General features: G+C 54.1%; 13 protein-coding genes. All 13 read right to left on the reverse strand.

Annotated elements, in window-relative coordinates; all coding sequences use genetic code 11:
• Positions 1-61: 61 nt before the first annotated feature.
• On the reverse strand, positions 62-4951 hold the full coding sequence (locus ACIOUG_RS15145) for a glycoside hydrolase family 99-like domain-containing protein (RefSeq protein ID WP_401066672.1): 4890 nt from the start codon (positions 4949-4951) through the stop codon (positions 62-64).
• A 4-nt stretch (positions 4952-4955) separates the two neighbouring features.
• Complete coding sequence (locus ACIOUG_RS15150) at positions 4956-6323, reverse strand: ABC transporter ATP-binding protein (RefSeq protein ID WP_401066674.1); 1368 nt, start codon at positions 6321-6323, stop codon at positions 4956-4958.
• A complete protein-coding gene (locus ACIOUG_RS15155) occupies positions 6313-7131 on the reverse strand; it encodes an ABC transporter permease (RefSeq protein ID WP_182401933.1) in 819 nt (272 codons plus the stop codon). The genes ACIOUG_RS15150 and ACIOUG_RS15155 overlap by 11 nt, the downstream gene beginning before the upstream one ends.
• Positions 7132-7248: 117 nt before the next feature.
• Positions 7249-8256 (reverse strand): glycosyltransferase family 2 protein, encoded by a 1008-nt coding sequence (locus ACIOUG_RS15160; protein ID WP_401066675.1) that lies wholly within the window; start codon positions 8254-8256, stop codon positions 7249-7251.
• Between the two features lie 364 nt (positions 8257-8620).
• Positions 8621-9583, reverse strand: coding sequence for a UDP-glucose 4-epimerase family protein (locus ACIOUG_RS15165; RefSeq protein WP_401066677.1), 963 nt, complete (start codon positions 9581-9583; stop codon positions 8621-8623).
• The gene (locus tag ACIOUG_RS15170; protein ID WP_401066679.1) at positions 9580-10503 is read right to left on the reverse strand and encodes a glycosyltransferase; all 924 of its coding nucleotides are present in this window, start codon (positions 10501-10503) and stop codon (positions 9580-9582) included. Before ACIOUG_RS15170 ends, ACIOUG_RS15165 begins: the two co-directional genes overlap by 4 nt.
• 53 nt (positions 10504-10556) lie before the next feature.
• The gene (gene rfbA / locus ACIOUG_RS15175; protein WP_210558223.1) at positions 10557-11447 is read right to left on the reverse strand and encodes a glucose-1-phosphate thymidylyltransferase RfbA; all 891 of its coding nucleotides are present in this window, start codon (positions 11445-11447) and stop codon (positions 10557-10559) included.
• Positions 11444-12337, reverse strand: coding sequence for a dTDP-4-dehydrorhamnose reductase (gene rfbD / locus ACIOUG_RS15180; protein ID WP_401066681.1), 894 nt, complete (start codon positions 12335-12337; stop codon positions 11444-11446). Before rfbD ends, rfbA begins: the two co-directional genes overlap by 4 nt.
• Entirely contained in the window at positions 12334-13410 is a 1077-nt protein-coding gene (gene rfbB / locus ACIOUG_RS15185; RefSeq protein WP_401066683.1) for a dTDP-glucose 4,6-dehydratase, read from the reverse strand. Before rfbB ends, rfbD begins: the two co-directional genes overlap by 4 nt.
• A gap of 225 nt (positions 13411-13635) precedes the next feature.
• Positions 13636-13875, reverse strand: coding sequence for a lipopolysaccharide assembly protein LapA domain-containing protein (locus ACIOUG_RS15190; RefSeq protein ID WP_401066684.1), 240 nt, complete (start codon positions 13873-13875; stop codon positions 13636-13638).
• Between the two features lie 27 nt (positions 13876-13902).
• Positions 13903-14199, reverse strand: coding sequence for an integration host factor subunit beta (gene ihfB / locus ACIOUG_RS15195; protein WP_003189779.1), 297 nt, complete (start codon positions 14197-14199; stop codon positions 13903-13905).
• Between the two features lie 146 nt (positions 14200-14345).
• Positions 14346-14624 (reverse strand): hypothetical protein, encoded by a 279-nt coding sequence (locus ACIOUG_RS15200; protein WP_401066686.1) that lies wholly within the window; start codon positions 14622-14624, stop codon positions 14346-14348.
• Positions 14625-14831: 207 nt separating this feature from the next.
• The coding region (locus ACIOUG_RS15205; protein ID WP_401066688.1) for a S1 RNA-binding domain-containing protein at positions 14832-15311 on the reverse strand (480 nt) is incomplete at its 5' end.

Raw genomic sequence — 15311 nt, forward strand, 5'->3', positions numbered from 1 at the left:
ATTAACCTTATTAAAATCAGACGATCAAGGCCCGCCAGTGCACTGACGGGCCTCCTGAGCCCTATGCCTGGGGCAGTAGACGATCACGCAAGGCTTTGATGCGGGCCTCACAGATGCGATAGGACTCGCTGTTGAGCAAGTCAGCACGCTGCTGCTCGTCAGTCAGCGCAAGCGTATGAGTGTCACAGCCAATTCGGTGGATGTAGTCACCGATAAAACCACAGGTGCGCAATGACTCCCAATCTGTACCTTCGCGAGTGAACAACTGCATCGTCAGATAGTAGTCTTCCATATACTTCATATCATCGAAGTAAGTAATGGCTTGCAGATCGCACTGATTCAGATCCAGCAGAAAGCTGTGCAGCGGCGCATGGTTATGCTCGATGAAGTCGCGATAGGTTTCACCGTAATCATAAACTTTGTCACGTTTGATAATGCACCCGGTCGCCGAGTCCACCATGGTGGAGTAAACACGCGCGAAGGTTGCATTCTTGCCGCTCGACTTGATTTGCTCAAGTTGTGAACTGTAGGCCCACGGAAACAGCATGTCGTCATAATCAAGAAATGCCGCATAGCCACTGCCCACGGCTTTCAGCGCATCGTTCAACATCAGCGAGCGCAGATCCGGTGCCTGCTCTGTCGAGAAGTAACGGCGAATCACCGGTTCGCAGTGCTCGCTCCACGGCAGTTGATCGAGCTGCGCCTGGAGTAGTGCTATTTCTTCGTCATCCATGTCCTGGATCGCCAGCACAGGCAATACCCGGCAACCGGACTGGGCAACCAACGAAAGCAGTGCATTGAGCAGCGAAGCCCGGTCACCGCGACGGTGATAACGCACGATGGTCGATACCGTATCGGGTGTTGCGGACTGCATACCGCTCTCAGGCAGCAAACGGAAACATGTGGCTTCACAGCATATTTTGTAACCGACCGCTGGGGCCGCCGGTTGCAATGCCATGAACGCTACCTGGTCCGCATTGATACTGAAGTTGACGGTACCTTCACTCTGCACATAATGCGGGTCATTTCGCACACTGGCCGATACCGCATAACCCTTGTGCCGTTTGGCCATTTTCAGCAACGACTCGATGGCCGATGCAGGAAACAGGCAAATATCACTGAACACCAACGTGAAGTCAGCATTCTCGGGCTGGTGGCTGCCGACGTTCAGACCTTGCGCCATTAATGCCTGCTGGACCTGAGCGTTGTCTGCAGCAATCGAGCAATTCTGCAGCATGCTCGAGCCAGCCAGGCACGCAAGGAACTTGCGACGCGATTCCGGCTCGGCTTCAAGACGAGCCAAGGCGTCCGAGGTCAATGTTACGTTGAGCTTCAGACCCGTGGCAGGTGCGAAATGGCTGGTCGCTGTAAACGCCTGACCGGACAGTGCGCGCCCGATGGAATTGAGGTACCCGTAACCGAACCGGGTATCAGGTTCAAGGTGCGCGCCCTCAGCCCATTCATTCCACGCGTTGACGACAACATATCGACGATCTTCCGGCAGGTTCTGCTCGGAATAGTCCACCAAAAACTCCATCCAGGTCTGGAATTTTTCCGTAGTGAAGTTATTCAGCACATAGGCTCGATTGCCGTAACGAGCGGTGTTGTCCCAAGTTGGAACCAAAGACCGGAACAAGGTGAAATCCTTGCCCAGATCCTGTGCCATGTAATGGTCGGCAACTTCACCGTAGTTAAGAACGTTACCTTCCAGAGGCCAGTACGCACGCAATTGGCCGCGGGTGTCTTGTACGGCATCAGCGGTCCAGTCATGCAATACCCGCTCGACGGCCGCATCCATCCCGTGGTCGCTTGGCTGCGTAGCACCGCGCGTCAATGTCGCCACCATGTAAGGCGCCTTGAGACCCGCGTTCTCGCATTCTTCACGCCAGACTTCCAGGTACTCCTCGATGTGTTCGATCGAAGACGGACGATACACATGCAACATCGGACGTCCGTCTACTTTGATGTAGCGTTCGTCTTTGAAGAACGGAATCAGATATCGAATGAAGCCACGCGCATCCTCTTTCGAATAGACCTGGCCCAGTAGTATCTCCTGTTCGTTGCCGTCCCAACGGCGAGTCCAGTTTTCATTCGCCCAGCAGAAGGCAAAAGGCATGTTGATCTCGGGATTGGCCATCAGCATCTGTGCCGGCTTTTCGAGGATCATCCGTCCAGTAAACCAGTAGTGATAGAAAATCAGGCCATGAACCCCTGACTTCTGCATCATTTCGGCTTGCTGCTGCAATTGCGCCGGGCCATCCAGGTGGTAGTAGCCGATGTCTTCATGCGGAACATGTTGTTGGTAATGCCCGAAGAACAACGGATTGGCTGAACGAACTTTGTGCCATTCGGTAAACCCGGTCCCGTGCCATTCATCATTTTCAGGCGTGGGGTGGAACTGGGGCAGGTAGTACGCCAGCACCTTGACGGTGTCGTGCTTGATACTTGCGGAGTAATCGACCTGTGGCTCGTAGTAGTCCCGAGGTTCGTGGGAGATCTGCGGCGCTTCCAGTTGGTAATTGCGCCCTTCACTGGTCGTGGTATTTACCAGTACAAAACGCTCCAGCGAACGGCTCAACATGTCAGGCACAACATCGTTGGCGGTATGTGCGAAGTGCTCATACTGCAATGGCAGTTGCAGCAGATCGCTGATCGTGCCAACCCGTGCCCAGAACAGAGCGGCGCGCGGGAATTGCGCGCTCGGGAAAACTTTGGCATCAACCTCTCTGTATTTTTCCAGAGCCGTGCCGATTACATTTTCGGCATCACTCCAGCCGGCCTGATGGTAGGCAGCGGATTCAACGCGGGTGTCGACGGGAAACACCACCTTCGCATCCCCACCGAGCAATTGGAGAATCTGACCGATATTGGCAGGCGAACCACAGAGCAGATCAAGACGCTCTTTCACGCCCGAATCATCGGCAGCACCGGCTTCGTCGTGCAAGTGCGCGACAACGTCATATTCCTTGAGACGCCCGCCGAACTGGACAATCAGAGATGCAATCGCCCCGGCCTGCTCAGGTACGACATCAACAACCAACTGGCGCAGTAGAGGTACGGTAGCGCGCAGCAACTTGTCGTCAAACTTCGACCCACCGTTGCCAATCCGCGAAATGTACAGGTCGAATTCGACAGGGATGTTCTTGAGGTACCCAAGCCAGTCCCCGGACATTTGCTCACTGTTCAAATGAAGATGGACAGCAATCATCTGCGTCGCCGGTTTTGGAACCTCGCAAAGATAAGGATCCAGATAGTAAGGCACGACCTTCAGTACTTCGTACTCAGTCAATGCCGCATCGCCGAGCGGTTTGGAGACCTGGCTCAGGGCAAATCGCTTCTGACTACGCTTGAGTTTACGAACAGCAATCGCCAGCGCGTGACGCAGCCCTCCACGCCGTGCTTCACGCACAAAACGTCCGAGCAATTGCGGCTGCTGCGAAACCAGACTCAGCAGTTGCACGACAACCCGGTGACGACTCACCTTACGGGAAAGGTGATAGTTACGCCCCTTGGTGTCGAAAATCGGTCGACCTTCATAATATCCATAACGCAAATAATGTATCAGCGGGTTGATACGTCGCAGCCGTACATCTGAATAATGCTCCAGGTACAACTTGGTGGAAAACCCAGCCGATGGATCGCGCCCCTCGCGCCAGCCTTGCGCGAGATAGTGCTCCAACGGATTGATACCTGCGGCACGAACGTCTTCATAGGTACTCAGGTAGTAATCAGCATCGAACAGCTCGCTTTCAGCGGGGTTATCGCCTCGATACCGCAAACCCAATCGCTCGGCCATGTGCAAGACCAGCGACTTGAGCAGAAACCGCCCGGAGGTGTAGCGATACAGGTCAGTTTCGAGGCTCTGAATCGAGCCCTGCGATTCGGAAAGAGTCGATTGAAGAGAGTTGTGTTGGCTCTCAAGCCAGTGACGGTATTCGTTCAGTTTTGAATGTTCAGCTTTTAAATCGACGTGGCTCGTCTCAAGCTTGCCATGAGCGGTGACAAGTGCGCTGTGATCAGCTTCGAGAGTCTTCAGGCTATTGGCTTTCATACTCAGCTGCGCGCTTAGATCAGCGTTATTTTCATCGAAATGCCGCATGAGCCGATACTCAGGCAGACGCGTGAGCATCGCTTGATAGAGCTCGCTCACCGTAGCCACAACAGCCTGATCATCTGCGTGCTCATCGCGCGAAAGTTGCAAAAGCAGGAAACTGAGATTCAAGACATCCGCGGGGACCTTTTCGTCCTTGGCGAGTCCATCGAGGGTGAAGCTGTTGTGTTGCAACGAACTCTGGAGAAACTCGTGCTGATACTCCTGAAATTCCGGACCCTGAGGATCGAATGGCAATCCCAGCGACTTGGAGATGCGGCACAACTGCTTCTCAGGCTCTTGGAGCATTAGCTCGTAGTTTACAAAAACTCGTGAAGCGCCCTGGCTGTACTTCAAACTTAACAGCATGTGCTCTAGCCAGAGAAAGTAGCCCTTCTCTACTTCGAACTCGTTTCGCTTGACCAGCGAATGGGCAACATTTTTCGGATTACGAAAGGCGACGACGTAGCTGACTTTCAAACCCAGCTCGGCAAAGATTTCCTGCCAAAACGGGAGCAGTCTCGACATGCGTGGGTCTTTTACACCGAAACATTTGATGTCCGCGACTTTCTCGCGCAGATGCTCGATGGCACGAACTTTATGGCTTTGAGTGATTGGCGAATTCAGCTCTTCAGGGCTGATGGGCACCAGACTATCCCAGGCGTGGCCCAAATCGGCCAGCAACTCTTCGTTATACGCAGTGATGGTCGCGTCTTCGAAGAAGCCTTTTTCATTATTGCCAGACTCGGCGGGCAACAGGTTATCGCCCAGGTCGACACCAAGGACTTTTAAACCACGCGTAATGGCACTGGTACCGCTTCGGTGCATGCCCAGAACTACGACTATTTGTTTATCATCCATAAGATTAATTATGCTCAACGCTTGAAGTAGTAAAGGCTGCAATACATTTGAAATCTACCGTTCCGGTCGCTGTGATAGCGGTTTCCGGCAGAACACGAAACAGGCATGCGTCGATCAGCCGGTGCAGGTAGGTTTCTCCCTCCCCGACGACACCCACCACCCCCGAGTTGAGGAAATAGGTCCCAGGATTAAGGTTGCACTCAAACTTGAATTCGACATCCATTTGCGCGTCGGCTGCAACGTAGGTAATGGAGTCCTGCGCATTGGCTGCGCTGGCCGCACCACCGATCTCGATACCTGCCAGCGTTTTGATCATCATGCCAAAGCGGACAGCAACCGCGCCTGTCGAAAACGATACGCGGTAGGTATAGCGATAGCAGTCACCACGCTTGAGGCAGTTGACCTGTTTGCCGGCGGAATTGAGGATGCGTGGATCGCTGATCAGAACCCCGTGAGATTCGTAGGACATCACGCTTTTGGAGACGATATGAGGATCGAAGTATTCTTCCAGACCGTTGTCCGTGGCCTGGGAAGCCTCGACTGCAACCACTGAACGTTGCGCCTCTCGCTCCAGTTCAAGTCGTTCAAGTGCGCCGGATTTGATCGATTCGCGGATGTCGAGAACTTTGTCGGCGGGCGCATACAGCAGTTTCTGGTATTGACCGACGATGACCTTCGGCACCCCTTCGGCAAGCTTCTCGCCCTTGTCTAGAAGAATAGCGCGGGTACACAGTTCAATGACCGCACTCCCGGAGTGCGATACGAACAGGATCGTGGCGCCACTGGCTTTGATCGCTTCGATGCGTGCAAAGCATTTGCGCTGAAACAGTTCGTCGCCGACGGACAACGCCTCGTCGACGATCAGGATTTGTGGATCGACGTTAATGGCGACGGCAAAAGCCAGGCGAACCATCATGCCACTGGAATAGGTCTTGACCGGCTGATCAATGAATTCGCCGATTTCCGCAAATGCCTCGATTTCGGCAAAGCGTGCGTTGGTTTCCTCTCGCGTAAGACCGAGTACCGCGGCATTCATGTATACGTTCTCGCGGCCGCTGAATTCCGGATTGAACCCGGATCCCAGTTCCAGCAAGGCAGCTACACGACCATGGGTCAGAATATCGCCATGAGTCTGATTGAGAGTGCCGCAGATCATCTGTAGCAGAGTGGATTTACCGCTACCGTTACGCCCCAAAATACCGACCGTTTCGCCACGTTCAATGGTGAACGAGACATCCTGCAGGGCCCAGAACTCACGGAAGTACTGTTTGCGGCCGCGAGCGAACATCTGCATCAGCCGATCTCTCGGCTTGTCGTAGATATGAAAGCACTTGCTCAGATTATTGACGGCAATTGCTGTATTAGAGGACATCAGCGAACCCTTTACGCGTTTTTTGGAACCACGCAAATCCTAGCCAAAAGACAAGGGCTGCAGCGATATAGTAGAAACCCAAGTGCAGAAAACTCGGCAGCTCTCCCCGGAAAAGCAGCGCCCGCGTATCTTCGATTGCGGGTGTCAGCGGATTCAGGAACAACAGGTGCCGGTACTGTTCGGGCAACGCCGTGATCGGATAGAAAATCGGCGACAGGAACATCAGAACGGAAGTGCAGACACCAATGATCTGACTCACATCCCTGAGGTAAACCCCTATCGAGGCGAGAAACCAGACCAGGCCAACAACGAAAATCATCAGGGGCGCGAGAAATACCGGCAGCAGCAAAACCGTGTACTGCAGCTTTCCGAAGAAAATCAGGTAAGCAATCAACCACACGCTAAGACTGACAAGGAAATGAAACATGGCGGCGCCCAGCGTTACCCAAGGAAGAATTTCCAGCGGGAACACCACTTTCTTTACATAGTTGACATTGCCGACAATCAGACCCGGAGCCCGGTTAATGCACTCGGCGAACAGATTGAACACGATCAGGCCGGCAAACAGCATGAGCGCGAACTCGGTCTTCGAGCTGCTATCCACACTCCATCGGGCTTTGAACACGACGCTGAATACAAAGGTGTAGATCACCAGCATCACAATCGGGTTGAACAATGACCACAGCATGCCCATGATCGAGCCGCGATAGCGTCCGACAATTTCCCGCTGCACCAGCGCTCGAATGAGACCTTTGTTGCGCCAGATGCCATTGAGCATCTCCTTGGGCGAAGTCGAAAAGTTCAGCATTTTTTCAAAACCTCAATAAATCCGAGGGAGTTTAAATTCCCCAGCAAACTCTCTCGCCCAACCATTACTTGAATTACCACAGAACTCTTCCTGAAAGGAGCCAAGCCCGGCTGCGTGTCAGATTCCATTGAACAACGTCGCCAAAACCAGCCCAAGGTTGCCCCATAAGGATTGCCGGTAGACCCCGGATCGTCGTAACCAGATGACCCGGGCCAATCCTCGAGAGCTTCGCGCTCGCTGAAACCGATCCAGCCTCATCCGGCTTTCTTCATTCAACTGGAACCTGATCGATTCCAGTGCTGCAATATTCTTTTGATTCCACCCACGAAAACGACCGCGAAACTGCATGCGAACACGCATCAACTGAACCATGACGCCCGAGGCAGCACCGATGACATTCGCATCATGTTGCCTGTAGAGAATCGTCGGGCTGGTATCGTAAATGACACTGCCGCCCGCACCGGCAACGAGGAGATAGGCCCACCAGTCATGAGAGACCACATCCAGATCCTCGCCTGCCTGTTGAAACAGCTGTCGGGCCGCCTGGTTGAACACCATTGTGTTTCCACCACCTACACTTTGCACCAGTGCATTGGCAAATCCGACCGGACGCTCGAACAAAGGTGACAAGCCGATACGCGCTCCCTGCTCGTCAATCAACTCAGTTCTGCCACAGTACAGCGCCGGATTTTGCGAAGGCGTTTCCTGAAGTTTTTGCAGGGCGCATTCCAGCTTGTTCGCCTGCCAGATATCGTCTTGATCTGCCCAGGCGAAGTAGTCGGCTTCAATCGTTTTGTCACACGTCAATGAGAGGAAATTGGCGGCGTAACCGGACCTCGGCCCTTGGCGGACAGAGAGCTTGTCGCCCCCCCAGCGTTCGGAGTATTCACGCAGCAATTCCAGGGTTGAGTCGGTGGAGCCATCATCCGAAACCACGACAAACCAGTCAGGGCAAGTCTGTCGCGCGATGGACTCCAACTGCTGAGCCAGAAACCGCTCACCATTGAAGGTGCACAATAGAATCGCAATCCGCACCTTGGTCCCGGCGAAATCCGGCCGACCATGATCCACATCGTGATAATCCGAATTGTCGTTTTGGACAACCGGGGAAAGGGGGGCTACCACCGAGCACTCCGTTGCTGAAATGATAAAATTTTGCCTGCGACAGCTCGTCTGTTGAGGGCGAGCGACCCCTTGGCCGATCGAGCCGCACGAGGGCTCATGCGTCGCTCCAAGTCGCGCAAAATTTGCAATTATAACGACGAAGCCCTGCCATTTGATAGCCCAGTGACATTATCGCTTTCCACAGCCCGGTGCTGATATGGAAAGCTGAACTTTAGTAACCCTGAGCCTGGCGCTCGAGCATCGACAATGCGCCACCGCGCCGGGGGCATAGGGTACCAAGCGCACCGCGAGCAAAAAAGGGTAGCAGTTTGCCAACGCCTGAAAGCAAACGGCCTCCCACAGGGAACAATCGGGCAATGCGCCCTCAGCGCTGGAGCCTGGAATCATGATGCCCCGCCGTTTGACGCAGCGCCCGTTCCACCGTGATGACCGGTGACCAGCCCAGAACCGAGCGGGTTTTACCGATGTCGACCTGCAGCGAACCACACAGGCGCTGAGCCAAAGCACGCCGCCCGAGCAGCGACGCAGCACTACTCAGCAGCCATGAGGGCACTGGCAGTAAATATGATTTCACGCTCAGCGCAACGGCCATGCGGCGGAGCAGTTGCGAGGTGGAAAGATCCTCCCCATCGCTGACCAGGAATACCTGTCCGGTAGCAGCCGGATGACGAATGCAGACGGTTATCAAATCGACCAGGTTTCCGATCGCCACCAGACTGCGCTGGTTATTTATCGCGCCGAGCGGAAGCGGCACCCTCCGCTCGAGCCAACGCATCATATTGAAGAAATTGGCTTTAACACCTGGACCGTAGATCAACGGCGGACGAATGACGACAATCTCCATTCCCGTCTCCTTGCCTACCTGCATCAGTTGCTCTTCGGCCTCCCATTTGGAAACGCCATACGGATCAACGGGGGCGGGTCGATCATCAGCAGAAAATGGTTGCCCGGGCAGGGTCATCTCGCCATTGACCTTGATCGAACTGATAAAGATGAATCGTCTGACACCCGCGCTCGCGGCATGCCGGGCAAGGCGCACAGAGCCCTCGACGTTTATCCTGCGAAACTCCTGCAGCGGATCGGCCGCCACATCGTTCATCACATGCACACGCGCCGCGCAGTGAATGACTACCTCGACACGCTCAAGGCTCGGCAAGGCGCGATCCCCCTCCAGATCGAATGCAACGACCGGACAGAGTCCACTCAGCCTCGTCTCACCACGAACAGCAGCGACAGGTGTGAACACCTTGTCTCGCAATAAACGAAAGATCAGCGCCTCACCCACAAAACCGGTGGCGCCTGTTACCAGAACTCGTGGACCGCTCATTTGGCTTTTTTTCCAACTACCGCCGTCGCCCAGCAGATACAAAAGAAGAACAACTTATCGCGCACTCGGCGTCGACATTTCCAGGCACTCAATGAAAGCCTCAACAGTTGCCACCTCGACAACGAAAACCACTGCCTGACGAAAGCATCATGCTCAAGCCCTACCAAGCGCGTGATTGTTTTAACTTGTGAAAACCACCAGCCGTCATGGATGGTCTTGTAGCGTGCAATCAGCGAGTTGATGCCGGTATTGGCCCCCACCTGATTTCGCTCGTGCTGGCGATAGTCCATCGAAGGCTGCTCATCAATGAACCACTTGAAACCTCTACTTCGAGCAAAGGCGTAGCAGTACCAATCATGGAGACTGACTTCCTGCAACTCGTTCCAATTGGCAAGCATGCAGGCCTTGAGCGGACTCGATAGCTGGCGACTGAACACATACGTGCACCCCGGCCCAGCCGCCTCGAACAGAAAATCCCAAGCAGTATGAGGCTGAGCCTTATCGAGTAGATGTGTGCGGCCGTCTGGCCAGAATGCAATGACGTTACTTGAGTAGGCGTCTACGTGCCGATCCCCGATCTGACGGACTGCTCGCTCAAGTTTTCCCGGATACCAGACATCATCCTGATCGGCGAACGCGACGAAGTCGTACTCTTCAATCGGTACATCGCGAATCAACCTGAAGAAGTTGCGTGAGGCTCCACCGAAAGTACCAGCGCCAGGCAGCACGACGACGGCAGGATGCCGAGCCGCATAGGCATGACACCACGACTCGGTTCCATCCGTTGAAGAATCAACACTGATATGAACGGTTACATCGACGCCAGACTGCTCAAGAATCGAATCCAGTTGCTCTTCGATCCATTGCATTCCATTGAAGGCTGCCAGCAAAACCGCAACCTTGGGATGTTTTACTGGCATAGCTTTCCTGCTCGGACTTGTTGAACGCTCCCACTCGAAACGAGGTGTTTCAGTCAGTGGGAAGGTGAGTCCAGCAATTTTTGCAAGTACTGGCCGTAGCCGGTTTTCTTCAAGGCGTCGGCCTGCACAGCCAACTGTTCTGCAGTGATCCAGCCGTTGTGGTATGCAATTTCTTCCAGGCACGCCACTTTCAAGCCTTGACGCTGCTCAATGGTATGGACGAAGTGACTCGCCTCAAGCAGAGAGTCATGGGTGCCTGTATCCAACCACGCAAAACCACGCCCCAGCATCTCGACATTCAGGGTTTGCTGTTCGAGATAAGCACGATTCACATCGGTGATTTCCAGCTCGCCGCGCTCGGACGGCTTGATCTTCTTCGCGATATCAACGACTTGATTGTCGTAGAAATACAGGCCTGTGACCGCGTAGCTCGACTTCGGTTTAACCGGCTTTTCTTCGATACTCAGCGCACGACCAGCAGCATCAAACTCCACAACCCCGAAACGCTCAGGATCGGAAACATGGTATCCAAAAACGGTCGCACCTTGCTGACGGGCACTGGCGGAGCGCAGGTTATCGGAGAAATGCTGACCATAAAAGATGTTGTCTCCCAGGATCAAACAGCAAGGATCATTACCGATGAACTCTTCACCAATGATGAAAGCCTGCGCCAGCCCATCCGGGCTCGGTTGTTCGGCGTAAGTCAGTTTGATGCCATAGAGACTGCCGTCTCCAAGCAACTTACGGAAGCATGGCAGATCGTCCGGCGTGGAGATAATCAGAATTTCGCGCATCCCCGCAAGCATCAACACCGACAACGGATAAAAGATCATCGGCTTGTCGTAGATTGGCAGCATCTGTTTGGACACACCAAGCGTCAGCGGATGCAGACGCGTGCCCGAACCACCGGCGAGAATGATGCCTTTACGATTTGTCGTGGTCATTTATTCAGAACTTCCATAAGCATTCGGGTTACACCACTTTGCCAATCCGGCAAGTGTAGAGAAAAGTTGTCGCGCAGCTTCTGCGTATTCAAACGTGAATTCAACGGGCGGCGTGCGGGAGTTGGATAGGCAGTGGTATCAATCTGATTCACGGCTGTAACAGCGAGTTCCTCACCGTGCGCCTTGGCAAAGTCGATGACCAGACTGGCATAGCCGTGCCAAGACACCTCACCGGCAGTTGCCAGATGATAGAGGCCCGACAACGCCGGGCGATGCACCGCTTGCTGGATCGCCAACGCAGTCACGTCCGCAATAAGGTCCGCCCCCGTTGGAGCGCCTATCTGGTCGGCAATCACGCCCAGCGATTCGCGATCCTTGGCCAGACGCAGCATGGTTTTGGCAAAGTTGCTGCCACGAGCGCCATAGACCCAACTGGTACGAAAGATCAGATGCTTACAGCCCGAGGCTGCAATTGCCTGCTCGCCTGCCAGCTTGCTGGCGCCGTAATGGTTCACCGGAGCAACAGCATCGGACTCTTGCCAAGGGGTCGAGCCTTCGCCGCTGAATACGTAATCGGTCGAATAGTGGATCAGCCAGGCATCCAGCGATGCGGCCTCCTGCGCCATGACTCGACAGGCCTCACCGTTTACACGGTCAGCCAGCTCAGTCTCCGACTCGGCCTTATCGACAGCTGTATAGGCCGCAGCGTTGACGATAACGTCGGGCCTTACCTTGCGGATCGTCGCGCGCAGGGCATCGAGGTCAGACAGATCACCACTCAAACCAGCGACCGGGTGCCGATCAAGGGCAACCAACTCCCCTAGCGGAACAAGAGAGCGCTGCAACTCCCAGCCGACCTGACCATTTTTTCCCAGCAGGAGAATCTTCATGCCTTGTCCGAACGACCGGCGTAGTTCTGGTCGATCCACTGCTGATAGCTGCCGCTCTTCACATGGGCAACCCATTCAGAGTTGTTGAGATACCACTCGACAGTCTTGCGAATACCCGTCTCGAAGGTTTCCTCCGGGGTCCAGCCCAACTCACGCTGGATCTTGCTGGCATCAATCGCGTAGCGCTGATCATGGCCCGGGCGATCCTGCACATAGGTGATCAAACTTGCATGCGGGCGATGAGCAGAATCCGGTCGCAACTCATCGAGCAGCGCACACAGGGTATGGACGACTTCGATGTTCTGTTTTTCGTTATGGCCGCCGATGTTGTAAGTCTCGCCGATGACACCCTCGGTTACGACTTTGTACAACGCTCGCGCGTGATCTTCGACATACAACCAGTCACGCACCTGATTACCTTTGCCATAGACCGGCAGCGGCTTGCCTTCCAGTGCATTGAGAATGATCAGCGGGATCAACTTCTCAGGAAAGTGGCACGGACCATAGTTATTCGAGCAGTTGGTGACCAGTGTCGGTAAACCATACGTGCGCGCCCACGCACGCACCAAGTGGTCGGAACTGGCTTTGCTGGCCGAGTATGGCGAGCTAGGCTGATAAGGCGTAGTTTCCGTGAAGAGTTCTTCCGGGCTTTCCAGATCGCCATAAACTTCGTCAGTGGAAATATGGTGAAAACGGAAGTTGGTCTTACGCGCATCATCCAGTGCCGCCCAATATTGGCGTGCAGCTTCCAGCAAGGTATAGGTGCCGATGATGTTGGTCTGGATAAACTCGGACGGACCGGAGATCGAACGATCCACGTGGGATTCCGCGGCCAGGTGCATGATTGCATCCGGTTGATGCTCACGCAGAACCCGGTCGATCTGATCACGGTCGCAGATATCAACGCGCTCAAACGCGTAACGCGGATCCAGGCTGACTTCTGCCAACGACTCGAGGTTACCGGCATAAGTCAGCTTATCAACATTCACGACGGCGTCGTTGGTGTTGGAAATGATATGACGGATGACTGCCGAGCCGATGAACCCGGCGCCGCCGGTAACTAAAATTTTCACGCGAAAGCATACCCTTGAGCTGCGGACAGTGGCACCAGCGAGCACTGTCTAATCCTTGAATGCAGAAGCCATCAGATATGAGGCTTCCGTCAGAGTCAGTCTGAAACGACGCGGGAATAGACCACAATCGAACAAGGGTTGCATTTTACAGCTTAATGAACGTTTTACTAATGGATATGGATAAGCGACGACCCAAAATTGACGGATTCCTTGCGACCGCCGCGCTTAGACAAGACGCTTGCGCACAGCTCTTGACGTACGCCCCAGAAACCAGCCCAGAATCGGACCAATCAGCATACCGACGAGCAGTGCCAAAACCACCACCACAGACACTGGAAGTTGGGGACCTGCCATACCGAGGAACATTAATGAGATGGACTGCTGATTCTCAAGCACAAACGCCAGAATCAATAGCACCAATAAAAGAATGAAAACGCCAAGAAAGATGCGCTTGAGGTTACGCATGAGCCACCTCATGAAAAATAGCGACTGTCAAACCCCCTCCTCCTCTTCCTCATTCACCCGGTCACGCAATTCCTTGCCCGGTTTGAAATGCGGAACGAACTTGCCGTCCAGACTGACCGATTGACCGGTCTTCGGATTGCGGCCGACCCGTGGAGCACGGTAGTGCAGAGAGAAGCTGCCAAACCCACGGATCTCGATGCGATCACCAGTGGCCAGACATTGGGACATTTGTTCAAGCATGGTCTTGATGGCCAGCTCCACATCCTTGGATGAGAGTAGCCCTTGATGGGTGACAATTCGTTCGATCAACTCCGACTTCGTCATATTTTTCCCTTCTTTTTCAAGCAGCTAGATCAGCGCTTGAAAGGTTTTAGCACGCCCGGAAGATTTTGAACAGCCCAGGGATTGACATATCTTCCCTGGCGCCGAAACGCCCGTTTTCAGCGCACAAAAGCACAAGCCGAGTACATTCAACGGCACATGACCAGCATGGTCCGAGTGACGTAGCCTGCGGGATTGAAGCCAAACGGATATTCATCTTCATCCTTCGCCTGATCAGACCGGGTGATCACCCTGTAACCCGCCCCCTTGCACTCTTTCGCCGCGCGCTTTTGACACTTCTCCCACCCCGACCCCAAGCCGGAGCAGTCGATCTGAATACCGCTGACACCACGCACAGCATGCGTTTTGGCACTTGTGGTACAGCCAGCCAAAACCAACACCGCAATCAACACAATAAATCTGTTCATCCACTTCCTTATGCCAGGCAACGCCCGACTACTGCACGACTAACAACCAGCTTAGTCGCGAATAGGCGATTGATCCGATTAAAGAAACAGACAACCCGCTGAAGGGATTGGTTTCACCCTAGCTTCCATATACACGAACCGCCCCCACCAAATCGCAGGCACAAAAAAGGGCGACCGAAGTCGCCCTTTTTCATGATCAAGCAGAACTTAGTTCTGTTTGGCCATTGCTTGCTTCAGCAGTGCAGCCATGGTGGTGTCAACTGCTTCGCCTTCCGGAGCTGCTTTCAGGCTCTGGATAGCTTCTTTCTCTTCAGCATCGTCTTTCGACTTGATCGAGAGCTGGATTACGCGGCTCTTGCGATCAACGCTGATGATCTTGGCTTCAACTTCCTGGCCTTCTTTCAGAACGTTGCGCGCGTCTTCAACGCGGTCACGGCTGATTTCGGAGGCTTTCAGGGTCGCTTCGATGTCGTCAGCCAGAACGATGATGGCGCCTTTGGCGTCAACTTCTTTCACGGTGCCAGTAACGATAGCGCCTTTGTCGTTAACCGAGACGTACTCGGAGAACGGATCGCTTTCCAGTTGCTTGATGCCCAGGGAGATACGACGACGCTCTTCGTCGATGTCCAGAACCATGACTTCCACTTCGTCGCCGACTTGTACGACTTTCGAAGGGTGGATGTTCTT

Origin of the sequence: Pseudomonas sp. NPDC087803 (assembly GCF_044742995.1) — a bacterium.
Taxonomy (GTDB): Bacteria; Pseudomonadota; Gammaproteobacteria; order Pseudomonadales; family Pseudomonadaceae; genus Aquipseudomonas.

What these genes read in the sequence shown, in the direction of transcription:
- rfbA (WP_210558223.1), bottom strand. Translation starts at nt 11,447, where the DNA reads ATGACCACGACAAATCGTAAAGGCATCATTCTCGCCGGTGGTTCGGGC.
- ACIOUG_RS15165 (WP_401066677.1), bottom strand. Translation starts at nt 9,583, where the DNA reads ATGAGCGGTCCACGAGTTCTGGTAACAGGCGCCACCGGTTTTGTGGGT.
- ACIOUG_RS15155 (WP_182401933.1), bottom strand. Translation starts at nt 7,131, where the DNA reads ATGCTGAACTTTTCGACTTCGCCCAAGGAGATGCTCAATGGCATCTGG.
- ihfB (WP_003189779.1), bottom strand. Translation starts at nt 14,199, where the DNA reads ATGACGAAGTCGGAGTTGATCGAACGAATTGTCACCCATCAAGGGCTA.
- ACIOUG_RS15170 (WP_401066679.1), bottom strand. Translation starts at nt 10,503, where the DNA reads ATGCCAGTAAAACATCCCAAGGTTGCGGTTTTGCTGGCAGCCTTCAAT.
- ACIOUG_RS15145 (WP_401066672.1), bottom strand. Translation starts at nt 4,951, where the DNA reads ATGGATGATAAACAAATAGTCGTAGTTCTGGGCATGCACCGAAGCGGT.
- rfbD (WP_401066681.1), bottom strand. Translation starts at nt 12,337, where the DNA reads ATGAAGATTCTCCTGCTGGGAAAAAATGGTCAGGTCGGCTGGGAGTTG.
- ACIOUG_RS15190 (WP_401066684.1), bottom strand. Translation starts at nt 13,875, where the DNA reads ATGCGTAACCTCAAGCGCATCTTTCTTGGCGTTTTCATTCTTTTATTG.
- ACIOUG_RS15150 (WP_401066674.1), bottom strand. Translation starts at nt 6,323, where the DNA reads ATGTCCTCTAATACAGCAATTGCCGTCAATAATCTGAGCAAGTGCTTT.
- ACIOUG_RS15200 (WP_401066686.1), bottom strand. Translation starts at nt 14,624, where the DNA reads ATGAACAGATTTATTGTGTTGATTGCGGTGTTGGTTTTGGCTGGCTGT.